The sequence below is a fragment of the Kitasatospora sp. NPDC001225 genome, assembly GCF_053597855.1.
The window spans coordinates 1-22,842 of record NZ_JBSFJC010000127.1; the positions used below are offsets into that span (position 1 = coordinate 1).

Consider the following 22,842-nt stretch of genomic DNA (forward strand, 5'->3'; position numbering starts at 1 on the left):
TCGTGGCCGGCGCCGAGGCGGGTGAGGAGGGCGGCGAGGGCGGCCTGGAGGACCATGAAGAGGGAGGCGCCGTTGTCGCGGGCGAGGTGGGCGAGGCGGTCATGGGTGTCGGGGTGGATGTGGAAGGGGACGGTGCCGCCGCGGTGGGTGGCGACCTTGGGGCGGGGGCGGTCGAAGGGCAGGGCGAGTTCCTCGGGGAGGTCGGCGAGGTTCTCCGTCCAGTACGCCAACTGCTGTGCGGCCAGGGAGGTCTGGTCGTGGTCGTCGCCGAGGAGGTCCTGCTGCCAGAGGGTGTAGTCCGCGTACTGCACCGGCAGTGGCTCCCACGCGGGGGCCGTACCGCGTGCCCGCGCCGCGTACGCCCGCGAGAGGTCCCGGGTGAGCGGTGCGGCGGACCAGCCGTCCCAGGCGATGTGGTGGACGATCAGCAGCAGCAGGTGCTCTGCCGGGCCGGTGCGCAACAGGGCGGCCCGCAGCGGGAGTTCGGTCGACAGGTCGAAGCCGCGGGCGGCCTCCGCCGGGGCCTCGGCGGCCTCCCGGACGGTGAGTCCGGTCCAGGCCTCGGTGCCCAGGACCTCCTGGCGGGGCTCGCCGTCGGTCTCCGGGAAGACGGTGCGCAGCACCTCGTGCCGCTCGACCAGGTCGGCCAGCGCCGCGTCCAGCGCCGTGACGTCCAGCGCCCCGGAGAGCCGGACCGCGAAGGTCACGTTGTAGGCCGCCGAGCCCGGCTCCAGCCGGTTCAGGAACCACAACCGCCGCTGGGCGAAGGAGAGTTCACCGGAACGGTCGCCCTGGACGGCGGGCCGCAGCGGCGGCCGGACCGCGCCGCCGGCCGCGAGCTCCCGGGCGACGCCGGCCACCGTCCGCTGCTCGAAGAGCGTACGGATCGGCACCTCGGTGCCCAGGGCGGAGCGGACCCTGCTGATCACCTGGGTGGCCAACAGGGAGTGGCCGCCGAGGTCGAAGAAGTCGTCGTCGATGCCGACGGCGGTCCGGCCGAGCGCGTCCGCGAAGATCCCGCCGAGGATCTCCTCGACCGGGGTGCGCGGCAGCCGGCCCGCCGGGGCGGGGGCGCTGTCGGGGGCGGGCAGGGCCCGGCGGTCCAGCTTGCCCTGCGGGGTGAGCGGCAGCGCGTCGAGCACGACGACGGCGGCCGGGACCATGTACTCGGGCAGGGCCTCGGCGACCCGCTCCCGCAGCGCGGCCGGGTCCGGTACGGCCGGGGGCCGGGCGACCACGTAGGCCACCAGTCGGTCCTCGCCGTCGTCGGTGCGGACCACGACGGCGGCCTGCGCCACCTCGGGCCGGCCGGTCAGCACGGACTCGATCTCGCCGAGTTCGATCCGGAAGCCGCGCAGCTGCACCTGGTCGTCGGCCCGTCCGGCGTAGTCGAGTTGGCCGTCGGGGCGCCAGCTCGCCAGGTCGCCGGTGCGGTACATCCGCTCGCCGGCGGGGCCGAAGGGATCGGCGACGAAGCGTTCGGAGGTCAGGCCGGGCCGGTCCAGGTAGCCGCGGGCCAGGTTGCCGCCGACGTAGAGTTCGCCGACCACCCCGGCCGGGACGGGCCGCAGCGCGGAGTCGAGCACGTAGACCCGGTGGGCCCGGGTGGGCCGGCCGATCGGGGGCCGGCCCGAGCCACCCGGCCGTTCGCCACCACTGAGCCGTTCGCCGTCCAGCCGTTCGCCACCCAGCCGTTCGCTCACCGTCGAGGCGAGGACGGCCTCGGTGGGCCCGTAGCCGTTGATCATCTGCAGCTGCCCGGACCAGCGGTCCACCACGTGCGGCGGGCAGGCCTCCCCGGCGACGACCATGGTCAGGTCGGCGGGCAGCCGGGTGCCGTCCGGGAGCGCGGCGGCGACCACCGGCGGCAGCCCGGCGAGGTTCACCCGGTGGCGGTGGATCAGGTCGACCAGCGGCCGGCCGGGGACCCGGCACTCCTCGTCGGCGACCACCAGGGTGCCGCCGCCGAGCAGGGACAGGCTCAGCTCCCAGACCGAGGCGTCGAAGCTGAACGAGGCGAACTTCAGCACCCGGGTGTCCGGGCCGACGCCGAAGCGCTCGATCAGGCTCGCCACCATCGCGGCGAAGCCGGAGTGGTCGACCGTCACGCCCTTGGGCCGGCCGGTCGATCCGGAGGTGTAGATGACGTACGCCGGGTGCCGGGGCAGCAGCGGGGCGGTCCGCTCGGCGTCCTGCGGGGTGTGTGCCGGGAGGCCGGCCAGCTCCGCCAGGGTGGCCGGGTCGTCGAGCAGCACCGTGCGGCAGTCGGCCCCGGCGAGCTGCGGGGCGAGGGCGGCGGTGGTGAGCAGGACGGCGGGCCGGCTGTCGGCCAGCATGAAGGCGATCCGGTCGGCGGGGTACTTGGGGTCGATCGGCAGGTACGCGGCGCCGGTCTTGAGCGCGGCCAGGACGGCACAGGTCATCTCGACCGGGTCGGGTACGGCCAGCGCGATGATCCGCTCCGGTCCGACGCCGTGGGCGATCAGCAGCCGGGCCAGCCGGTTGGAGCGCTCGTCCAGCTCGCGGTAGGTCGTCTCGCGGTCCTCGAAGACCACGGCCACGGCCTCGGGCGCCCGGGCGACCTGGGCGGCGAACAGCGCGGGGACGACGGTGCGCGGGGCGGCGGCGGCCCGTCCGGCCCAGTCGCCGAGGATCCGGTGGTGCTCCTCGTCGGTGAGCAGGGGCAGCCGGCGGAGCGGGACGTTCGGGGCCGCCAGGACGCTCTCCACCACGTGGGCGAAGCGGTCCAGGATGCGGACGACCTCGTCGCGGTCGTAGCGGTCGGGGCGGAACTGGGCGCTCAGCGTCAGCCGGGTGTCCGGGTAGGCGAGGACCGCGAGGCCGCGCTCGCCGGCCAGCCGGGTGCGGGCGTTGCCCAGCCGCAGCTCGGGCACCAGCGCGTTGAGCCGGCCGACGTCGGCCTGCGGCTGGTTCTGGTAGCTGAACACGGTGTCGAACAGCTCGCCGGCCCCGGCGATCCGCTGCACCTCGGCCAGGCCGAGGTGCCGGTGGTCGAGCAGGGCGGTCTGCTGCTCGTCGATCCGGTGGAGGAGCGCGGCGACGGGCAGGTCCGGGTCGAGCCGCACCCGCACCGGGAGCATGTTCAGGAAGAGGCCGACCAGCGACTCGATGCCCGGAAGCTCCGGCGGCCGCACCGAGTTGACCGCGCCGAACACCACGTCCGGGGCGTCGGTGAGCCGGCCGAGCAGCAGCGCCCAGCAGCCCTGGAGGACGGTGTTGAGGGTGAGGTTCTCCGCGCGGGCCCAGGCGACCAGCCGGGCGGTGAGCTCCTCGGGCAGGGCGAGGTCGACGGCCTCGGGCAGCCCCGGGTCGCCCGGCCGGTCGGCCGTGCCGAGCCGCAGCGGCTCGCCCAGCCCGTCCAGTGCCTGCCGCCAGGCCGCGCGGGCGGCCTCGGTGTCCTGGGCGGCGAGCCAGTCGAAGTACGCCCGGTAGGAGGGCGCCGGGGGCAGGGCGGCCGGGTCGCCGCCGGTGGCGTACAGGGTGAACAGCTCCTGGGCGATCACGCCCATCGACCAGCCGTCCACCAGCAGGTGGTGCAGCGTCCAGAGCAGCCGGACCCGGTCGGGGGCCAGCCGGAGCACGGTGAAGCGCAGCAGCGGGGGCCGGGCCAGGTCGAAGCCGCGGGTCCAGTCCGCGTCGGTCAGCCGCTCGGCCTCGGCCGTCCGCTCCGCCTCGGTGGGGAGCCCGGACAGGTCGACCTCCTCCCAGGGCACCGGCACCGCGGCGGCCACGACCTGCCGGGCGTCCTCGGCGGACCGCTCGGGGAAGTGCACCCGCAGGCCGGCGTGCCGGGCCAGCAGCGCGGCGGCCGCGGTGCGCAGCGCGGCCGGGTCGAAGGGCCCATCGATGTCGAGGACGGCCTGCATCAGGTAGGAGTTCATGCCCTGCTTGTCGAACTCCGTCTGGAAGATCAGGCCCTTCTGGAGCGGTGACAGCTCCAGCGCCTCGCCGTCCGCCGCCCCGTCCTGCTCGCCGGGGACGGCCTGCTCGGTGTGGGAGGCGTGGGCGGCCAGGGCTTCGAGGGCGCGGAACCAGGCGCGGGCGATGTGCTCGGCGTCGGCGTCGGCCAGTGCCTCCGGGGCCCAGAGCCAGTCGGCGACCAGGTGCGGCCCGTCCGGCCGGTCCTCGGTGACGGGCGTGGCCGCGAGCACGTGCCGCAGCGGCATGCTCGGGTGCACCCCGGTGCCGACGACGGCGTGCCGGGCGTCCGGCAGCCAGTCCCCGGCGCTCTCGTCCCGGTCGGTCCGGAACCGGCCGAGGTAGTTGAAGCCGAGTTCCGGTACGCCGTGCCGGGCCAGGGCGGTGACGGTCTGCGGGTTGAGGTGGCGCAGCAGCCCGTGGCCGAGCCCGTGGTCGGGCAGCCGGCCGAGCTGCTGCCGGACCCGGCGCACGGCCGCGTCGAGCGGCTCGCGCCCGGCGTCGCCCGGGTCCAGTCGTACCGGGAAGACGCTGGTGAACCAGCCGACCGTACGGGAGAGTTCGGCCTCGTCGGTGAACGGCTCGCGGCCGTGGCCCTCCAGTTCGACGGTGACGGTGCCGGCCGGGCGGTCGCGGTGCCGGCGCCAGTCGGCGACGGCGAGCGCGAGGCCGGTCAGCAGCAGGTCGTTGATCTCCCCGCCGTAGACCCGGCGGGCGGCGGCGAGCAGCGTCGCGGTGGTGTCCGCGGGCAGCTCCAGCCGGAGCCGGTGGGCGGAGCCGTACACGTCCCGCTCGGGGTCCAGCGGTCGGGAGCCGAGCGGCTCCGCGGCCGCCGACTGCTCGGCCCACAGCGGGAATTCGCGCACCCGCTCGGCGGTGCGGGCCTGCTCGCCGAGCAGCTGCGACCAGCGGCGGTAGGAGGTGCCGACCGGTTCCGGGGCGAGGCCCCGGCAGGCGGCGGCGAGGTCGGCGACCAGGACCCGCCAGGAGACCCCGTCCACGCACAGGTGGTGGGTCAGCCAGACCAGCCGGCCGGGGCGGCCGGGGCCGGCGTCGAGCAGGACGAGCCGGGTCACCGCGCCGTCCTCCGGGGCCAGCCCGGTGCGGGCCGCGGCGATCTGCTCGTCGACGGCGGCGGCCAGCGCGGCCGGGTCGTCGGCGAGCGCCGAGACGTCGACCCGGCGGACCGTGTCGGCGGCCCGGACGGCGCCCCTGGGCAGGGCCTCCAGGGACCACAGGCCCGGTGCCACCACGGTCAGCCGCGACCGCAGCGCGGCGTGGTGGTCCAGCAGGACGGCGGTGGCCGCGGTCAGCCGGTCGAGGTCCAGGCCGGCCGGGGTGGTGAGCACCTGGTACTGGCTGTACTCCCTGGTCCGCTCGTCCAGGACGCCGAGGTCCTCGCGCAACTGGTGGGCGATCGGCAGGAGTTCGACCTCGCCGGTGTCGTCCGGCGCGGCGGCCGGGCGGGCCGGCCCGCCCGGTGCGGCGAGCGCCGCGATGGCCGCGGGGGTGTGGTGGGTGCGGATCTGCAGCGGGGTGACGGTCAGTCCGGCCCGGCGGGCGTGGCCGACCGCCAGGATGGCGCTGATGCTGTCCCCGCCCAGCTCGAAGAAGTTGTCGCCGGGGCGGACCTCCGGCACGCCGAGGACCTCGGCGAACGCGGCGCAGACGATCTCCTCGGCCCGGCTGCGCGGCGTGTCCGGCCGGGCCGGGGCCTCGGCGCCGGCCGGTGCCGGGTCGGGCAGCGCCCGGCGGTCGACCTTGCCGTGCGGGGTGAGCGGCAGGGCGTCCAGGAGCAGGACGTTCGGCGGCACCATGTACTCCGGCAGGACGGCGGCCAGGCGCTCGCGGACCCCGGCCGGGTCGAGCACGGCCCCGGCGCGCGGGACGCAGTAGCCGACCAGCCGGGTGCTCCCGCCGGTGCCGCCGACCGCCCGTACCGCCGCGTCGGAGACGTCCGGCAGCGCGCGCAGCGCCGCCTCGATCTCGCCGAGCTCGATCCGGTGGCCGCGCACCTTCACCTGGTTGTCCCGGCGGTCCAGGAAGACCAGTTGCCCGTCCGCGCCGCGCACCACGCGGTCGCCGGTGCGGTACATCCGGCTGCCCGCCGGGCCGTACGGGTCGGGTACGAACGCGGCGGCGGAGCGGGCCGGGTCGGCCAGGTAGCCGCGGCCGACGCCGGCGCCGCCGACGTACAGCTCGCCGGGCGCGCCCTGGGGGACCGGGAGCAGGGCGTCGTCGAGCACGTAGAGCCGGGTGTTGCGGACCGGGCGGCCGATCGGGACGGCGCCGTGTTCCGGGAGCCCGTGGCCGAGGTGCGCGTGGGTGACGTCGTCCGAGCACTCGGTGGGCCCGTACGCGTTGACCAGTCCGACCAGCGGGTAGCGGCTCGTCCAGCGCCGGCACAGGTCGGCGGGCAGCGCCTCGCCGGTCGCCACCAGGTGGCGCAGCGCGGCCAGCACGGGAGCGCCGGCGCCCAGGTCCCAGGCGTCCAGGGCGGCGCGCAGCAGTGAGGGGACGACCTCCAGGACGGTGACGTCCTCGGTGTCGGCGAGGGCGAACAGCAGGTCGGGGTCGGCCGCGGTCTCCCGGCGCACCACCCGGACCCGGCCGCCGACCACCAGCGGTGCGAGCATCTGCCACACCGACACGTCGAAGGTGACCGGGGCGTTCTGCACCACGCTGTCGGCCGCGTCCAGCGCCAGGTCGTCGACCTTCGCCAGCAGGTGGTTGACCATCCCCGCGCGGTGCACCATGGCGCCCTTGGGCGCCCCGGTGGACCCGGAGGTGAAGATCACGTACGCCAGGTCCAGCGGGGTGCCGAGGACGGGCGCGAGGTCGTCGGCGGCGTCCCGCTCCCGCGCGGAGACCTCCAGCAGCCGGACCGGTCGGCCGGCGGCGGCCGCCACCCGCTCGGCGAGCGGCCGGTGGGCGGCGTCCGCGACCACGGTGGTGATCCCGTTGTCGGAGAGCAGGGCGACGGTCCTGGCCTCGGGCGCGCCCGGGTCCAGCGGGACGTAGGCCGCGCCGGCGCCGATCACGCCGAGCACCGAGGCGATGAAGTCGGAGCCCGGGGTGACCAGCAGGGCCACCAGGCCGGCGTCGCCGACCCGGCGGGAGAGGGCGCTGGCCCGGCCGACCAGTTCGGCGTACGTGGTCGTGCCGCCGTCCTCGGCGACCGCCACGGCCTCGGGGCGCCGGGCGGCGAGTTCGCGGATCCGGGCCACCGCGCAGTCGAAGCCCGCCGGGCGCTCGGGTCCGCTCGACTCCCGCACCCAGGCGGCGCGGTCCCCGGTGTCCACGGCCAGGCCGCCGACCGGCTGCTCGTCCCCGGCCTCGGCGAAGCGGTCCAGGAACTCCACCAGCCGGGCGAGGTGGCCGTCGATCTCCGCGTCGGTGTAGCGGTCCGGGTTGCCGTTGAGGTGCAGCTCGATGCCGGCCCCGGCGGTCTCGACCACGGTGACCATCAGGTCGTCGATCAGCCCGGTCGACAGGTTGACCACCCGCGCTGTGCACGGCCCGAGGGCCAGCTCGGCCTGCTGCGGCAGCAGGTTGACGAACGGTCCGAAGGGCCGCCGGTCGTCGCTGCGCAGCCCCATGGCGCGGCGGATCGCGCTGACCCGGTGGCGCTGGTGGCGGAGCGCCTGGGCCAGCTCCCGGGAGGTCTGGCGCAGCAGCCCGGCCCTGGTCAGGGCGGGGCGGACGGGCACCCGCAGCGGCAGGTAGTTGGCCAGCATGCCGGGGATCGACCGCTCGTGGGCGGTCGGCCGGGCGGTCACCGGCAGGGTCAGCAGGACGTCCTCGACCCCGGTCATCCGTTGGGTGTACACCGCGACCGCCGCCATCACCGCGGTCGGCCAGGTGACGTCCGCGCGGCTGGCGGCCGCGCGCAGCCGGGCGCTGGTGCCGGCGGACAGGGCGGCGGTGCGGCGCAGGAAGCCCTGCGGCGCGGCCGTCGCGGGCTCCCGGTGGGAGAGGTCGGCGGGCTCGGGCGGCTCGGGGAACCGGCGCTGCCAGAACTCGGCGTCCCGCCGGGCCCGGGAGGAGCCGAGGTAGGCGGCCTCGGCGGCGAGCAGGTCGGCGAGCGGGGGCAGGGCCGGGCCGGCGTCCCCGCCGTCGGCCTCGTACAGTTCGGCCAGCCGGCGCCAGAGCACCACCTGGCTGAAGCCGTCGCACAGCAGGTGGTGGACGGAGAGGTAGAAGAGCGCCCGGTCCGGGCCCAGGGTGAGGACGGCGAGCCGGAACAGCGGGAACCCGGCGGGGTCGTAGGGCTTCGCCAGGTCCGTCCGCATCCAGTCCAGTGCCGCCGCGGAGGGGTCGGGCTCGGCACCGAAGTCCAGCTCGTCGAGCGGGAGTTCGGCGACCTCGCGGAGGCGCTGGCGGGGTTCGCCGTCGACGTCGAGGAACTGGGCGCGCAGGCACTGCGCCTCCTCGACCAGCCGGCCCAGCGCGGTGCGGAAGCGGGCCCGGTCCAGCGGGCCGCGGACGTCCAGGTAGCCGGCCGAGTTGTACGCGTTGCTCCCGCCGGCCCCGTTGACGTCGAGCCAGATCTCCGTCTGGCCGGCGGTGAGCGGCAGCGAGGTCCCCAGGACCGATGTCATCACAGGCTCCCAACGGAGGTCGGGCCGATCGAGGCGAGGCCGGTACCGGGGGCGGCCGCCTCGGCGGCCAGGGCGTCGGGGCCGAAGGACTCCAGCACCCACGCGTCGTCGTAGACGGTGTCCAGGTAGCGTTCGCCGAGGTCGGGCGCGATGGCCACGGCGGTCAGCTCCTCGTCCGGCCGGTTGGCGCCCAGCCAGCGGGCCGCGCCGCTGAGCACCGTGCCGGTCGAGCCGCCGAGCAGGAAGCCCTCGCGCAGCAGGGCGCGGCAGGCCCGGACGGTGTCGGTCTCGGCGACCAGCACGGTGTCGTCCACGTAGGACTCGTCGAGGATGGCGGGCCGGACGCTGGTGCCGATGCCGGGGATCAGCCGGCCGCCCGGCTCGTGGCCGAAGTTGACCGAGCCGACGGCGTCGACCGCGACGATCGTCACCCCCGGGTTGTTCTCCCGGAAGTACCGGGCGCAGCCCATCAGGGTGCCGGTGGTCCCGGCGCCGACGAACAGCACGTCCAGCTCCGGGAAGGCCTTGGCGATCTGCGGCCCGGTGGTGCGGTAGTGGGCGGTCCAGTTGCCCGGGTTGGCGTACTGGTTGAGCCAGTGGAAGTCCCGGTGCTCGGCGCACAGCCGGGCGACCAGGTCGAGCCGGGCGCCGAGCAGGCCGCGCTGCGGGTCGGGCTCGGTCACCACCCGCACGTCGGCGCCCAGGCGCTGCATCAGTCGCCGGGAGACGGTGGTGCAGCGGGAGTCGGTGACGCAGACGAAGGTGAGCCCCCGGCTCGCCGCGACGAGGCTCAGCGCCACGCCGAGGTTCCCGGAGGAGCTCTCCACGATGGTCATCCCCGGCCGCAGCGCCCCGGACCGGAAGGCGGAGTCCACCATCTCGCCCGCCGCCCGCAGTTTGACCGAGCCGGCGAAGTTGAAGCCCTCGCACTTGAGGTACAGCGGACGGCCGATCATCCGTCGGAGGTCGACGTACAGGTCCTCGACGTCGAATTCCTGCGGTGTCGTGATAACTGGCATGCGTCTACTCCCACCCGGTCGTTCCGTGGTAGCGGGTGCCCAATCGGTCCGAAGCGATGGCCCCATGGTTTCCGAACACACTGACGTCGCACTGATTCGCAACTGATGGGGCGAAGGCCCTGGTCAGAGGCCCGGGACGGGCCCCGGGGCGCCGCCGGGGGCGCCTGCCGGGGCGGCCCCGGGAGGCGCTGCTAGGCGCGCCCGACCTTGCCGGTGAGCAGTCCCTGGAAGAGGTTCAGCCGGTGGATGTTGGCGGCGCCCTCGAGGAACTCCATCGCCCGGGCGTCGCGCGCGAGCTTGTCCAGCAGCGGGTGCGCCAGCCGGGCCCCGGGCCCGAAGAAGCCGCAGGCCGCCAGCGTCACGTCCTCGGCGAGCCGGGCGGCGCGCAGTTTGGCGGCCGAGGCGAGGTGGCCGTCGGCCGGCCGGGCGTCGACCGTCGCGGCGGCGTCCAGCACCAGGCGGTGGACGGCGTCGATCCGGCGGCCGATCGCGTCCAGCCGCTCCTGCTCGGCGGTGCGCAGCGGGCCGCGGTGCGCGGTCACGTAGTCGTGGGCGGCGCGGGCGATCCCGACCGCGATCGCCGCGACGCCCGGGCGCAGCTGGTTGAAGATCTGGACGAAGGACCAGACCCCGCGCCGGCTGGCCGGGAGGTGGCGGCCGAGGACGTGTTCCTCGGGGACGGCCACCGACTCCAGGCGGACGGCGCTGATCCGCGCGCCGCGCAGTCCCAGCATGTCCAGCGGCTCGGCGTGGAACCCGGGGGTGTCGGTGTCGACCAGGACGGCGGTGATGCCGAGCGGGCCGGGCCGGGTGCGGGCGAAGACCACCGCGAGCCGGGCCCGCGAGGCGTTGCCCACGTAGCGCTTCTCGCCGCTGAGCAGCGCCCCGCCCGGGGCGGGGGTCAGCGCGGTGGTCAGGGCCGCCGCGTCCGAGCCGCGGTCCGGTTCGGTCAGCGCGAAGCAGGTCCACAGGGGTTCGCGCAGCATCCGGCCGTAGAACCACTCCTTCTGCCGCTCGTCGGCGCACAGGCCGACCGCGACGCCGGCCAGGAACGGGCCCGGCGAGGCGACCATCGCGCCGACGTCGGCGCGGGCGAGCTCCTCCATGACGACGGCGCGTTCCAGCGCCGAGTCGCCGCAGTGGCGCTGCCCGTCGATCTTCTCCGGCTCGTTCCCGTACGCGGCCGGGATGCCCATCGTCGCCAGGTAGCGCACGGCCGGGAGGTCCAGGTGCTGCCGGATCGCCTCCGGGTCGCGGTCGATCTCCAGCGCGAGCGGGCGCAGCCCGGCGCCCCACTCGCGGGCCCTGGCGCGCAGCGCGGCCAGGTGCCCGTCCGGCCCGGTCATCGCGGTTCCTCCCCGGTCACGTGGACCTCCGCCAGCAGCTCCGACAGGTAGCAGGGCATCCCGGGGCCGTCCCGCAGGTAGCCGCTGGCGCCCAGCAGCCGGACCTGCTCCCGGTCGGCCGCGGTGATCCGGGCGTGGACGTCCGCCAGCACCGCGGCGGGCAGGTCGCCCGGCCCGGCGCCGGACAGCACCGCCCGGACCTCCAGGTGGTCGGCCACCGCCTCGGCGACGGTGCCCTTCACCAGCTGCTGCTGCAACAGGTACGAGTCGCCGCTGCGGCGCCGGCCCAGGTAGCCCAGGCAGGCCGAGCGCAGCGACTCCGACAGGCCGAGCCGCACCCAGGCCAGGCCCAGGACGAAGGCGGCGCCGGCCTCCCGCTCGGCCGCGCCGCGCCGGGCCGGCGGCGCGGTCGTGACGGTGGCGGCGACCACCTCGCCGCCGGGCAGTGCGGTGCGCGACAGCACGGCCTCGTCGGCGGGGCGGCGCGGCCGGGTGGCGCCGGCCACCCAGAGCCCGCCGGCCTCGGCGAAGGTCCGGGCGTCGGCCACGGTGTGCCCGCCCGGCCCGCAGGGCAGCAGGCCGGGTGTCAGGGCGGAGGCGAGCAGCCGCAGCGCCGGGGCGAGGCCCCGCTGCCGGGCGGCGTCCTGGCAGCGGGGCCACAGGTCCGTGTCCCGGTGCGTCACGGTGGTCACCGCCCGCCCCGTTCGATCAGGCAGACGGCCAGGTCGCCGGTGTCGGGTTCGTGGTCGACGACGGCGATCCGCTCCTCCCTCCCGGCCGCCCAGGCGGGGTCGGCGGCGAGGGCGGTGAGGGTGCCGGAGGCCGGGTGGCCCGGCGGGGTGCGCACGATCCGGCCGGGGTGGCCGGGCAGGTCGCGCGCCGGGTCGAGGGCGGCGCCGAGGACCAACGGGCAGCCGGTGGCGTCCAGTTCGGCCAGGGCGGTGCGGACGGCGGCCGGCACGTCGTCCGGTCCGGTGCCGGTGCGCTGCCACAGGGTGAGCCGGCCGAGGGAGCCGGTGTCGGTCAGCAGCAGCGCGAGGCCGGCGTCCCCGGCGAGGTCCCGTCCGGTCTCGTACGGGAAGGTGGCCTGGTCGAGCACGAACACCGCGACGCTGCGCAGGTCGTGCCGCCGGGCGTAGGCGTCGGCCAGCCGCAGCGCGGCGAAGGGGGCGTTGGAGCCGCACTCGGAGACGGCGAAGGAGAGCGGCCCGCCGGGGACGCGCTCGGAGAGGCTGGTGACGGCGGCGAGCCGGCAGTCCAGGTCCGGGGTGGCGTGGGCGACCACGGCCAGGTCGATCGGCGGCGCCTGCGTGGCCGCTGCCGCTCGTCGGTCCTGCGGGTCGAGCGCGGCGAGCAGCTCCCCGGCCATGTCGGCGAAGGTGTTCCCGGCCGCCTCCCGGACCAGCTCCGGCCGGTGGTCGACGCCGTAGGCGGCCGTCAGGTCGGCGAAGTGGCGCAGCGAGAAGGCGTCGTCGATCCGTGCCCGGCCCGGCGGGAACCTCCGGTGGGTGATCGCGGCGAGCCCGAGCGGGAAGACGGCGGGCGCCTCCCAGGGGCCCTTCGTCGGTACGGTCCGGACCGGCATGCTCAGCCGCCCAGTTCCGTGGCCACGAAGTCGGCCAGCGAGCGGACGCTCGCGAAGTGGGCCATCTCCAGCGAGTCGGTGTCGAACTCGACGTCCAGCGACTCCTCCAGCCGCATCAGCAGCTCGAAGACGCCGGTGGAGTCGAGGCCGAGCTCGTCGAAGAGCCGGGACTCCTCGGTGAGTTCGGGCAGGTCGTAGTCGAGCACCTCGCCGAGGGCGGCGGAGATCTCGGTGACGATCCGCGCGCGGTCCGTGCCGGTGGCTCCGGTCATGGTCGGCACTCCTTCCGGGGGTTGGGGGTGGGGGCGTGCGGCAACTAGCTGGAGCGGCCGAGGAGTTCGGGGGCGATCGGGCGCTGGTGGCGCAGCAGGTCCTCCGGGCGGTCGGGCTCGCGGACCAGGTGCGCCTCGCCGTCGAGCACCAGCACCTCGGCCGGGTAGCCGTGGCTGAGGAAGTGCACGGGGGAGGCGGTCGGCCCGTACGCGCCGGAGCGCAGCACGCCGAGCAGGTCGCCCGGCCGTACCGGCGGCAGCTCGGCCTTCTTGGCCAGGGTGTCGTTGGGCGTGCAGAGCGGGCCGGTGACGTTCCAGACCTCGGTGGCGGGTTCGTCGAGCCGGTTGAGCAGCAGCATCGGGAAGTTGCGCTTGACGAAGGAGCCGATGCCGACCGCCGCCATGTGGTGGTGGGTGCCGCCGTCGGCGACCGCGAAGCGCTCGCCCAGCGACTCCTTCACGTACCGGATCCGGGTGGCGTAGGTGCCGGCCAGCGCGGTGAGGTAGCGGCCGAGCTCCATCACCAGCCGGGTGCCGGGGTGGCGTTCGGCGAACGCGGCGACCAGCGGGTTGATCCCGGCGGCGAGCTTCGGCAGGTCGAGGTCCCGTTCGCCGTCGAAGTAGGCGACGCCGAGGCCGCCGCCGACGTCCACCAGCTCCAGCTCGAAGTCCAGGGCGGCGCTGAGGCGTTCGGCCAGGTCGAAGATCCGCTCGGTGTTCTCGACGATGGTGTCCTCGACCAGGATACGGGTGCCCATGTAGACCTGGACGCCCATCACCCGCACCGCCGGGTGGCGTGCCACCAGCCCCGGGTCGGCCAGGAGTTGGGCCTCGTCCATGCCGAACTGGCGGGGCTTGCCGCCCATGGTGAGGCCGGAGCCCTTGACCGAGAAGCTCGGGTTGACCCGCAGCGCGACCGGCGCCACCGTGCCGCGCTCGCGGGCGAGTTCGTCGATCAGCGCGAGTTCCTGGAGGGACTCGCAGACGATCGCCGCGATCTCCTCGTCCAGGCAGGCGAGCAGTTCCTCCCGGCTCTTGCCCGGCCCGAGGAAGAGGATGTCCCGGCCGGCCACCCCGGCCTGCCGGGCGGTGCGCAGCTCGGTGAGCGAGGAGACCTCGGCGCGGGCGCCGTGGGCGTGGAGCAGGGCGCAGATGGCGAGGTTGGGGTTGGACTTGAGGGAGAAGAACACCTGGAGCCTGGGGTCCAGGTGTTCGCGCAGGTCGCGCATCCGCCCGGTCAGGGCGTCCCCGTCGTAGAGGAAGAGCGGGGTGCCGTACCGCTGGGCGATCTCGGTGACGGGTGTGCCCTGGATCTCGAAGACGTCGCTCATGGCCGGTCCCCTCTCTCCCGCCGGTCGAGCCGGTCGGCGATCTCCGCGTCGATGGTGGTCAGTTCCTCCGCCGAGTCCGCGAGGATGATCCCGTACAGCCGGCCGTCGACCGGGGCGTCGCCGCCGGTGAACGCCGCGTTGACGGTGGCGAAGTTGTTCACCAGCAGGCCGGTGCCTCCGGCCGGGTCGAGCAGCAGGCCGTCGAGCAGCCGGCGCAGTTCGTCGAAGGCCAGCGGTGCGGTCAGCCGCAGCGGGTAGTGGCGGGCGACGGCGACCTGTTGCGGCTTGACGAACCGTTCCTGCAGACGGACCTGGTAGGTGGACATGTTGTTGCGGGCGTTGATCTCCACGACCGGGTAGATCCCGCCGTCGGGGTCCACCATGGCGTCCACGCCCACCACGCCGTGGAAGCCGTCCGAGGCCAGCCGCTTGCCGAGCAGGTCCGCGGCGGTGCGCAGCTCGTCGACCTGGTCGGCGCCGAGCCGGGCGGGCATCCGGTGGCCCTTGTGGACGCCGTCCTCGGTGAGCTGCTCCTTGACGAAGTCGAACGCCACCGAGCCGTCCAGGCCCACCGTGAACTGGTAGTTGAGGTCGGTGCTCTTGGCGACCCACTCCTCGACCACCATGGCGATCCGCGGCCGGCCGGAGGCCTCGACCTGCTTGGCGATCAGCCCGAGGATCCGCTCGCCGCGGCGCCGGCTGGTCAGCCGGGCGATGCCCTTGCCGGAGACGCCGAACGCCTCCTTCACCACGGCCCGGCCGTCGCCGAGCTCGGCGTCCACCGCCGCGAAGGCGTCGGCGAGTTCGGCGAGCGTCTCGCAGGCCCAGCCGCGGGGCTGGCGCAGGCCGAGCTCGTCGGCGATCCGGCGGCTGTAGACCTTGCTGTTGACGGCCTTGCAGGTGGCCGCGTCCGGTCCGGCCAGGCGCAGCCCGGTGGCCGCGGCGAGGCGCTCCTCCGGCTCGGACACGCCGTGGGCGGCGATCCGGCAGCCGTCGGCGGCCAGGCCCGCCAGTTCGGCGAGCAGGGCCGGGTCGGCCAGGGCGTCCTCGGTGACGGTGCGCTGCGGGTCCTGGGCGGCGGGGACGTGGACGTGCGGCAGGTCCAGGCCGAGCCCGGCCAGGTAGCCGAGGTAGTCGCCGTCCGGCCGGGTCTTGAGCACCACGTGGTCCCGGCCGCCGGCCAGCAGCAGCGCGAACTCGTCCATCCGGTTGACCACGGCGCTGGAGGTGGCGGCGGAGAGCCGGGGCAGGGTGTGCTCGCCGAGCGCCCACTGCTGCTCCACCTCGAAGTTGCCCAGGAACAGCAGCCGGGCGTCCGGGGAGCCGGTCAGGGCGAGGGCCAGCCGGTCGGCGGCATCGGGGGCATCGGCGGCATCGGGGGTCCGGCCCCCGTCGCGGGCGCCCATCAGTGCCTCACGACCATCGCGGCGAAGGACTGGCCGAGCCCCGCGGAGGTCATCAGGTAGGTGTCCCCGGGCCGCAGCAGGCCGAGTTCGAGCGCCGACTGGTAGTTGATGAAGGGGTCGGCGCAGAAGCAGTGGCCGGTCCGGCCGATGTTCTCCAGGAAGATGCGGTCCCGGTCGATGCCGAGCGCGTTGGCGGCGACCGTCCAGGAGACCCGGTTGACGTTGTGCGGCAGCACCAGGTCGAGGTCGCCGACGGCCAGGCCGGCCGCGGCCAGGGCACCGTCGATGACCTCGGCCATCGCGTCCTGGTAGATCCGCTTGGCCTCGCGGGCGCCCTCGGCGTCGAGGTCGATGACGCCGTCCTCGCGGCCGTGGATGCGGGCGTGGTAGCCGAGCACCCGGTTGCGGTCGCCGCCGGCGCCCACCAGGACGGCGGTGACGCCCTCGCCCATGATCGAGACGTCCTCGACCCACTGGGAGAACGGGGTGAGCGTCTTGTCCCCGGCCAGCACCAGCGCGAGCGCGTCCGGGTCGCCGTCCGCCGCCAGCAGGGTGCCGGCCGCGTCCACCGCGAGCAGTCCGGTCGCGCAGCCGTGGTCGGCCACCGAGAAGACCTTCGCCCGGCGCAGCCCCAGCGACTCGCAGACCGTCCGCAGCGGGCTGACCGGGTACGGTGCGGTGGTGCGCAGCCCCTTGGCGCGCACCACGTACCGGATCCGGTCCTCCTGCCCGGCGAGGGCGTCGAGCTTGCCCGCCGCGGTGGCCAGCAGTTCCGCCTCGGACTGGTCGGGCGCCTGGCAGATCCGGTCGAGGCCGTACAGCCTGGTGAACCGGCGCACCTGCTGGTCGGTCAGCCCCAGCGGCTCCCGCAGCTGTTCGACCGAGACCGTCGGTGGCAGGTAGCTCGATACCGCTTCTATCGACGTCATGCGACGGGGCCTCCTCGCGACAAGGATCGGAGCCCCACCAGATTCGCCGGGAACGCTGACAGGCTGCTGACGCCCGGCTGATCGCCGGACGGCAGCCCGTTGCGCGGGTTGTCAGGCCTGCTTGACCTGGATGCGCCCGTTGCTGGTGCTCAGGTCGAGCTGGTAGCGGCCGGACGGGTCGTCGGAGACCCCGATGTCCTTGTGGCCGTTGCCGGTCTTCGCGGACACCTTGTACGTGGCGCTCGGCACGACCAGGGTGATGGCGCCGTTGGACGTCGACGCGGAGACGTCCTGCGGCTTGGTCGAGACGAGGTCGATCGCCCCGTTGTGGGTCTCGGTCTGGATGCGGCTGCCGTTCAGCCCGCGCCCGGTGATGGCGCCGTTGGTGGTCTTCACCTCCGTGGTGCCGTTCACCCCGTCCAGGCTGACCGCCCCGGAGTGGGTGGACACCTGCACGTTGCCCACCTGGGTCAGGTTGACCGACCCGGAGTTGGTCTGGCCGCTGACCGGCAGGCCCGGGGGGACCTCGACGGTGTAGGTGACCGAGCAGTACTGGCCGCAGCCGCCCAGCACCAGGACGCCGTTCTCGACCCGGCTCGTCACCCCGGGCTTGTCGTTCTTGTAGCTGACCGACCGGTGCACGGAGACCTTGTCGAGGCCGTCCTTGCCGCGCAGGGTCACGCCGCCGGAGGTGGTGTCGAGCCGTACGGCGGTGATCTTGTCGCTCACCGTGGCGTCGTCGTCGAAGTTGTTGTCGGGAGCCAACCCGCACGCGCTGAGACCGCCCACGGCGGCCGCGAGGACGACGAAGGACGCGAGACGGCCGGACTGCTGGCGCATGTCATTCCCCAGATCTGAAGGACGTTCCTGGACAGGCCCCGTCGCGGGGCGGACCCCACGAAGCTATCCCGCTGGGAAAGCCGGGGACCATGGGGCTAACCCCCGTCTCCTGAGGGGGAGTTCCCCCAAACGGTGGATGTCAGGCGAATGTCAGTTCCGGGTCAGCGCAGCCGTCCAGAGTTGAGGCATGACAGCGCTGACGGCACGGGCTCCCGAGCGGACCCTGGGCGTACTGGGCGGCATGGGCCCGGCGGCGACCGCGGAGTTCCTGCGGCTGCTCGCGGCCGACGCGCCGGCCTCCCGGGACCAGCAGCACCCCCGGTTGCTGCTGCTGTCCGAGCCGGGCATCCCGGACCGCACCGCCGCGATCCTCGGCGGCGACGACGAGCCCGGGCGGCGGGTGCGGGAGTGCCTGCGCACGCTGGCCGGCTGGGGTGCGGACCTGCTGGCCGTCCCCTGCAACACGGCGCACGTCTTCCTGGACGGCTTCGCCGCCACCTCGCCCGTCCCGGTGGTCGACATCGTCGACGCCACCCTGGACGAGGCCGTCCGGCTGAGCCCGGACGGCGGCTGGCTCACGGCGACCACCGGGACCGTGCGCAGCGGCCTCTACCAGCGGCGGGCCGCGGCCCGGGGCTACCGGCTGCTGGTGCCCGACGGCGGGACGCAGGAGGCGGTCCACGGGGCCGCCGAACGGGTGAAGGCCGGACGGGCCGAGGAGGCCGGCGCCGCCTTCCGGGAGGCCGTCGGACGGCTCTGGCGGCGCCGGCGGCTGCCGGTGGTGGCGGCCTGCACCGAACTCCCGCTCGCCTACCGGAGCGCGGGCCTGCCGCCGGAGCTGATGGTCTCCAGCCTGGCCGCGCTCTCCCGGGCCTGCATCGCCGAGCTGTACCGGAGCGTCCCGGTGCGGTCCTGAGGCGCGTTCCCGAGACGCGCGAACGACGGCACGGCCCCGGCGGAGGAACGCCGGGGCCGTGCCGTACGCGTGCGGGCCGGTCAGCCGCAGCCGCCCGCGTGGCCGTCGTCGACGGCCCGGGCGCCGAGCCCGACCGCGGGGGCGGCCGGCGGCGGCAGCGCCCCGTCGCCGCCGGCCCGGGCCCGCAGGTGGGCGACGAAGTCCGGCAGCCGGTCCAGCCCCCAGAAGCGGTTGAAGCCCTGGACGAAGAACGGGACGCCGAACACCCCGTCGTCGCAGATGTCCTTGAGCAGCAGGGCCCCCTGCCGACGCAGCTCCGGGTCGTCGCTCGCACCCGCCAACTCCGCCGGGTCGAGGCCCAGTTCGGCCCCGATCCCGGCGATGACGGTCCGGTCGCAGATGTCCCGGCCCTGCTCCCAGCGGGCCCGGTAGGCGGCCGCGACGAACTGCGGGCCGAGACCCCCGCGCAGGGCCCGCAGATAGGCCAGGTGGGGGACCTCCCACACCGGGTCGTGGTCCACCGGCCAGCGGAACGCGATCCCCCGCGCGGCGGTGAGGCGCCGCACGTCCTGGAGGACGTACAGGTGCTTGGCGCGGGACATCGCGGTGTACGGGAACGAGCCGCCGAGCTCGGCCAGCAGCCGCTCGCTGGTGCCGTCCGGCTCGAAGAAGGGCCGCCACTCCACCGCCCCGGCGACGTCCGGGTGCCGCTCCAGCAGCTCGCGGTAGGCGAGCCAGGAGTACGGGCTGCGCAGCGAGAAGTAGAACCGCGGAGCCCTGCCGGACCCGCTCACCTCGGGTCTCCCACAAGGCCCCGGCTTTCGAGCCGGGGAGACAGGGGTCCATCCGCCCAGGGAGTGGGGGACACTCCTTGGTTTGGAGCCGCGATACGACGGAGCGAGCTGCGCGGGTTCGGGCGGAGGTCGTTGTCAGTGGTCCTCGATAGGTTGATCGTGTGCATCTTCGGTACTCCTATCGCATCTATCCGACGGTTGGTCAGCGCGAGGCTCTGGCCCGTACGTTCGGGTGTGCGCGGGTTGTGTACAACGACGCCTTGGCGGCACGGAAGGACGCCCGCAAGAGCGGCTTTCCGTACCCTAGGAGCTCCGACCTGCAGAAGCAGGTCATCACGGCGGCGAAGGGGACACCGGAGCGCGCTTGGCTTGCTTCGGTCGGGGTGGACCCGTTGATCCAATCGCTGAGGGACCTGGATGCGGCTTGCCAGAACTTCTTCGACTCCGTCTCGGGCAAGCGTGCCGGCTGCCCTGTGGGGCTTCCCCGGTTCAAGTCCCGCAAGGACAATCGGCAGTCGCTGCGGTTCACCCGTAACGGGTTCCGCATCCGGGGGAACGGGAAGCTGAACCTGGCGAAGATCGGCGACGTGCGGGTGAAGTGGTCCCGGAACCTTCCGGCCGACCCGTCGTCGGTGACGATCGTGCTCGATCCGGCCGGCCGCTACCACGCCTCGTTCGTGGTGGACGTGGAGCCAGAACCCTTGCCCGAGGTTCAGGCCGAGGTCGGCATCGACCTCGGCCTGACCACCTACGCCGTCCTCTCCGACGGCGGCGTGATCGACAACCCGCGCTTCCTGCGCAAGGCGGAGAAGAGGCTCAAGGTCGCGCAACGGGAGTTGTCCCGTAAGGCCAAGGGCAGCAAGAACCGGGAGAGGGCCCGGGTGAAGGTCGCCAGGGCGCATGCCAAGGTGGCCGACACCCGCCGGGACTGGCTGCACAAGCAGACCACCAGGATCATCCGCGAGAACCAAGCGGTATACCTGGAGGACCTGAATGTGCGCGGCCTCGCACGGGGCCGTCTGGCCAAGTCCGTTCACGACGCCGGATGGGCCGCCTTCCGGCGCCTGCTCGAAGAGAAGGCGGCCCGGTACGGGCGTACCGTCGGCATCGTGCACCGCATGTTCCCGTCGTCCCAGCTCTGCTCGCGGTGCGGACACCGCGACGGTCCCAAGCCCCTGGTGGTACGGGAGTGGGCCTGTGGTGCGTGCGGTGTGCTGCATGGTCGTGACCTCAACGCTGCTCGGAACATCCTGGCCGCCGGGCAGGCGGACAGGCTAAACGCCCCTGGAGGGCCGGTCAGTCCCGGCGTGGCAATCCCACGCCGGGCACGGCCCGTCGAACGGGGAACCCACCTCGGCGACTTGCGACCCACGGGCAACCGTGCCGCAGGCGTGGGAGGAATCCCCATTCATTAGGGTGGGGAGGATGTCAAAGCACGAGCCCGCCGTCGACGCCGAAGACCTGCCCGGTGATGTACGAGGCGCGGTCGGACAGCAGGAAGGAGACCAGGTCGGCGACCTCCTCGGGGCGGCCGAGGCGGCCCAGCGGGATGCGTCCGGTGAGGTCGGCGCCCTCGGCGAGGGCGGAGGTCATGTCGGTCTCGATGAAGCCGGGCGCCACGGAGTTGACCCGGATGCCGCGCGGCGCGACCTCCTTGGCCAGCGCCTTGGAGAACCCGATGATCCCGGCCTTGGACGCCGAGTAGTTGGTCTGGGTGGCGTTGCCGTACACGCCGGCCACCGAGGACATCGTCACCAGGGCGCCGGCGCGGCGCTTCATCATCGCGAACACCGCCGCCCGGCAGACGTGGTACGTGCCGTCCAGGTTGACCCGCATGACGTCCTGCCAGGCCTGCTCGGTGAGCAGCACCAGCGGGTTGTCCCGGACGATGCCGGCCGAGGAGACGACCGCGTGGAGCGGCCCCAGCTCCTGCTCGGCGGCCTTGACGAAGGCCTCGGCCTGGGCGCGGTCGGCCACGTCGACCCGCCGGGCCAGCACCCGGGCGCCGGCCGCCTCGGCCTCCTTCGCGGTCTCCGCCGCGGCCTCCTCCCGGGACTGGTAGCAGAACGCCACGTCGTAGCCGTCGGCGGCGAGCCGGGCCACCACGCTGCGTCCGATGCCCCGGGACCCTCCGGTCACCAGGGCGACCCGTCGTGCGGACATCAGGACCTCCCGTCGGTCGTGCTTCCAGGGGCCCGGAGGAGTTCCGCCGGGCGCAGCGCCAGCGTCAACTGGCCGACCTCCAGCACCGGGTGGCCGTCCACGGTGCTGCGGCCGGAGGTGATGAAGGAGTCGCCGAGGGCGCGGACCATGGTGACCTCGTGCACCACGACCGAGCCGGGGCGGACCGGGCCGAGCACCCGGACGTCCCGGGTCCGGGCCAGCAGTACGACCTGCCCGTCCAGCACGTTGGCGTTCGGCCGCTCCCAACAGGACAGCAGCACCGCGCACTGCGCCCAGGACTCCAGCAGCTGGCCGAGCGGGTAGTCGTACTCCTCGTTGGCGGCGTCCTCGGGCACGTCCCGGTAGGCGGGCTCGGCGAGGGTGACCGCCTTGTACGCGACGAGCCGGCGGCCCGGTTCGATCTCGGCGATCCGGTCGACCAGCAGCGCGGGGTGGCGGTGCGGGACGACCGAGGTGATGGCGGCGATGTCCTTCACAGGGCCTCCCGGGGGTAGAACAGGGTGATCTCGGCGGCGAGTCGGTCGTCGGCGTGGACCTGGGCGCAGACCCGGGCCCCGTCGTGGTCGCGCTGGATCCGGGCGTCGACGGCGATCTCGTCGCCGGGCCGCACCGGGCTCAGGAAGCGCGCCCGGGTGAGCTCGGCCCGGCCGGGGCCGGGCACGGCGGCCGCGGCCGCCAGCTCGTGGACGTACTGCACCAGGCCGAAGCCGGGGACCACCGGCAGTCCGGGGTAGTGCCCGCGCAGGAACGGTTCGGCCGCGGTCAGCACGACGGTGCCCCGGACGTGCCGCGCCACCGGCTCGCCGGCCGCGCCGGGGGGTTCCGGGCGGCCGTCCGGCTCCGCCACGGTCAACGCTGTGAGCATCATGGTCTGTCCCTCCTCTGTGTCGGGGCCGTCCGGGCCTGCCGACCGGGCCCCGCCGGGGCCGGGCCTGCCGGGGCCGGGCCCCGCCGTGTCCGGGCCGCCGCGGTCAGCCGCCCAGGAGCGCGCAGCCGACCGTGCCGTCCCGGTCGACGCAGGTCACCAGTGCCAGCCCGCCCTCGGGCAGCCGTCCCTCGCCGGCCGCGGCCAGCACCGCCGCCAGCTGGAGGCCGGTCGCGGCCGCCGAGGCGTCGCCGAGCAGCGGCCGGCAGCGGAGCCACTGCGGCTCCGCCCCGGTGGGCAGGGCCGCGCGCACCGCCGCCTCCTCGTCCGGTCCGCCGAGCGGGGCCGCCAGGCGTACGTCCCGGCCGTCCGCGCCGGCCTCGGCGAGCGCCGCGCGCACGCAGTCGGTCAGCGCCCCGGCGGCCTGCTCGGGCCGGTGGTAGGCGCGGAAGCGGGTGCCGAGCAGCCGTGCCAGGACCGGGCGGTGCGCCGCGCGCGCCTGCTCGGCGGACTCCAGCAGCCAGGCGACGCCGCCCTCGCCGAGCGGGGTCCGGCCGTCCTCGCCCGCGCTGTGCCACTCCAGCCAGGCGCGCTGGACCGAGTACTCCTCGGCGGCGCCGCACAGCACCCGGTCGCAGTGCCCGCCGCGGTACAGCCGGGCGGCGTATCCGAGGGCGAGCAGGCCGGCCGACCAGCCGCCCGCGATGGTGCTGTTGGGGCCCTTGATGCCGTGCCAGATCGCGCACTGGCCCGCGGCCCGGTTCATCACGGTGTTCGGGAACCTGGCCGGGTCGACCAGGTAGGGGCGGTCGCCG

17 protein-coding genes are annotated in these 22,842 nt (G+C 74.8%); 2 read left to right on the plus strand and 15 right to left on the minus strand.

Annotated elements, in window-relative coordinates:
- The 10 genes from ACWDCZ_RS31485 to ACWDCZ_RS31530 all read right to left on the minus strand — a co-directional run.
- Window positions 1-8,540: amino acid adenylation domain-containing protein (locus tag ACWDCZ_RS31485; RefSeq protein WP_449817613.1), on the minus strand; the 8,540-nt coding region annotated here is incomplete at its 3' end.
- Entirely contained in the window at window positions 8,540-9,559 is a 1,020-nt protein-coding gene (sbnA, locus tag ACWDCZ_RS31490; protein ID WP_049658253.1) for a 2,3-diaminopropionate biosynthesis protein SbnA, read from the minus strand. The genes sbnA and ACWDCZ_RS31485, both read right to left, overlap by 1 nt.
- A gap of 191 nt (window positions 9,560-9,750) precedes the next feature.
- On the minus strand, window positions 9,751-10,905 hold the full coding sequence (locus tag ACWDCZ_RS31495; RefSeq protein WP_049658255.1) for an acyl-CoA dehydrogenase family protein: 1,155 nt from the start codon (window positions 10,903-10,905) through the stop codon (window positions 9,751-9,753).
- Window positions 10,902-11,597, minus strand: a complete 696-nt coding sequence (locus ACWDCZ_RS31500) for a hypothetical protein (protein WP_387823078.1) — start codon at window positions 11,595-11,597, stop codon at window positions 10,902-10,904. The genes ACWDCZ_RS31495 and ACWDCZ_RS31500 overlap by 4 nt, the downstream gene beginning before the upstream one ends.
- On the minus strand, window positions 11,594-12,490 hold the full coding sequence (locus ACWDCZ_RS31505; protein ID WP_380777000.1) for a hypothetical protein: 897 nt from the start codon (window positions 12,488-12,490) through the stop codon (window positions 11,594-11,596). Before ACWDCZ_RS31505 ends, ACWDCZ_RS31500 begins: the two co-directional genes overlap by 4 nt.
- 2 nt (window positions 12,491-12,492) lie before the next feature.
- A complete protein-coding gene (locus ACWDCZ_RS31510) occupies window positions 12,493-12,762 on the minus strand; it encodes an acyl carrier protein (RefSeq protein WP_049655074.1) in 270 nt (89 codons plus the stop codon).
- A 44-nt stretch (window positions 12,763-12,806) separates the two neighbouring features.
- Window positions 12,807-14,093 carry a type III PLP-dependent enzyme gene (locus tag ACWDCZ_RS31515; RefSeq protein ID WP_449817614.1) on the minus strand — a complete coding sequence of 429 codons (1,287 nt, stop codon included), beginning with the start codon at window positions 14,091-14,093 and terminating at the stop codon, window positions 12,807-12,809.
- The gene (locus tag ACWDCZ_RS31520) at window positions 14,090-15,499 is read right to left on the minus strand and encodes a preATP grasp domain-containing protein (protein ID WP_449817615.1); all 1,410 of its coding nucleotides are present in this window, start codon (window positions 15,497-15,499) and stop codon (window positions 14,090-14,092) included. Before ACWDCZ_RS31520 ends, ACWDCZ_RS31515 begins: the two co-directional genes overlap by 4 nt.
- Window positions 15,499-16,428, minus strand: coding sequence for a 3-oxoacyl-[acyl-carrier-protein] synthase III C-terminal domain-containing protein (locus tag ACWDCZ_RS31525; RefSeq protein WP_049655080.1), 930 nt, complete (start codon window positions 16,426-16,428; stop codon window positions 15,499-15,501). The genes ACWDCZ_RS31520 and ACWDCZ_RS31525 overlap by 1 nt, the downstream gene beginning before the upstream one ends.
- A 111-nt stretch (window positions 16,429-16,539) precedes the next feature.
- Entirely contained in the window at window positions 16,540-17,268 is a 729-nt protein-coding gene (locus ACWDCZ_RS31530; RefSeq protein WP_049655082.1) for a DUF4097 family beta strand repeat-containing protein, read from the minus strand.
- 187 nt (window positions 17,269-17,455) lie between these two features.
- Here ACWDCZ_RS31530 and ACWDCZ_RS31535 point away from each other — a divergent pair, with 187 nt between their 5' ends.
- Window positions 17,456-18,184, plus strand: a complete 729-nt coding sequence (locus tag ACWDCZ_RS31535; protein WP_053112228.1) for an aspartate/glutamate racemase family protein — start codon at window positions 17,456-17,458, stop codon at window positions 18,182-18,184.
- An 80-nt stretch (window positions 18,185-18,264) separates the two neighbouring features.
- Here ACWDCZ_RS31535 and ACWDCZ_RS31540 read toward each other — a convergent pair whose 3' ends face one another.
- On the minus strand, window positions 18,265-18,978 hold the full coding sequence (locus ACWDCZ_RS31540) for a DsbA family protein (RefSeq protein WP_449817616.1): 714 nt from the start codon (window positions 18,976-18,978) through the stop codon (window positions 18,265-18,267).
- Between the two features lie 161 nt (window positions 18,979-19,139).
- Here ACWDCZ_RS31540 and ACWDCZ_RS31545 point away from each other — a divergent pair, with 161 nt between their 5' ends.
- Window positions 19,140-20,393: an RNA-guided endonuclease InsQ/TnpB family protein gene (locus ACWDCZ_RS31545; RefSeq protein ID WP_449817617.1), complete on the plus strand. Its 1,254-nt coding sequence runs from the start codon at window positions 19,140-19,142 to the stop codon at window positions 20,391-20,393.
- Window positions 20,394-20,406: 13 nt separating this feature from the next.
- Here the strand turns inward: ACWDCZ_RS31545 and fabG are convergent, their stop codons facing one another.
- The 4 genes from fabG to ACWDCZ_RS31565 form a co-directional block, all read right to left on the minus strand.
- Complete coding sequence (fabG, locus tag ACWDCZ_RS31550) at window positions 20,407-21,141, minus strand: 3-oxoacyl-[acyl-carrier-protein] reductase (protein WP_049655090.1); 735 nt, start codon at window positions 21,139-21,141, stop codon at window positions 20,407-20,409.
- A complete protein-coding gene (locus ACWDCZ_RS31555) occupies window positions 21,141-21,638 on the minus strand; it encodes a 3-hydroxyacyl-ACP dehydratase FabZ family protein (RefSeq protein ID WP_049655093.1) in 498 nt (165 codons plus the stop codon). Before ACWDCZ_RS31555 ends, fabG begins: the two co-directional genes overlap by 1 nt.
- Window positions 21,635-22,030, minus strand: a complete 396-nt coding sequence (locus tag ACWDCZ_RS31560) for a hotdog family protein (RefSeq protein ID WP_074002437.1) — start codon at window positions 22,028-22,030, stop codon at window positions 21,635-21,637. Before ACWDCZ_RS31560 ends, ACWDCZ_RS31555 begins: the two co-directional genes overlap by 4 nt.
- 103 nt (window positions 22,031-22,133) lie before the next feature.
- Window positions 22,134-22,842: beta-ketoacyl synthase N-terminal-like domain-containing protein (locus tag ACWDCZ_RS31565; RefSeq protein WP_449817618.1), on the minus strand; the 709-nt coding region annotated here is incomplete at its 5' end.

Coding starts and splice junctions, on each gene's coding strand:
- ACWDCZ_RS31525 (WP_049655080.1), bottom strand. CDS start 16,428: ATGACGTCGATAGAAGCGGTATCGAGCTACCTGCCACCGACGGTCTCG.
- ACWDCZ_RS31515 (WP_449817614.1), bottom strand. CDS start 14,093: ATGAGCGACGTCTTCGAGATCCAGGGCACACCCGTCACCGAGATCGCC.
- ACWDCZ_RS31535 (WP_053112228.1), top strand. CDS start 17,456: ATGACAGCGCTGACGGCACGGGCTCCCGAGCGGACCCTGGGCGTACTG.
- ACWDCZ_RS31495 (WP_049658255.1), bottom strand. CDS start 10,905: ATGACCGGGCCGGACGGGCACCTGGCCGCGCTGCGCGCCAGGGCCCGC.
- ACWDCZ_RS31530 (WP_049655082.1), bottom strand. CDS start 17,268: ATGCGCCAGCAGTCCGGCCGTCTCGCGTCCTTCGTCGTCCTCGCGGCC.
- fabG (WP_049655090.1), bottom strand. CDS start 21,141: ATGTCCGCACGACGGGTCGCCCTGGTGACCGGAGGGTCCCGGGGCATC.
- sbnA (WP_049658253.1), bottom strand. CDS start 9,559: ATGCCAGTTATCACGACACCGCAGGAATTCGACGTCGAGGACCTGTAC.
- ACWDCZ_RS31560 (WP_074002437.1), bottom strand. CDS start 22,030: ATGATGCTCACAGCGTTGACCGTGGCGGAGCCGGACGGCCGCCCGGAA.
- ACWDCZ_RS31510 (WP_049655074.1), bottom strand. CDS start 12,762: ATGACCGGAGCCACCGGCACGGACCGCGCGCGGATCGTCACCGAGATC.
- ACWDCZ_RS31520 (WP_449817615.1), bottom strand. CDS start 15,499: ATGGGCGCCCGCGACGGGGGCCGGACCCCCGATGCCGCCGATGCCCCC.
- ACWDCZ_RS31505 (WP_380777000.1), bottom strand. CDS start 12,490: ATGCCGGTCCGGACCGTACCGACGAAGGGCCCCTGGGAGGCGCCCGCC.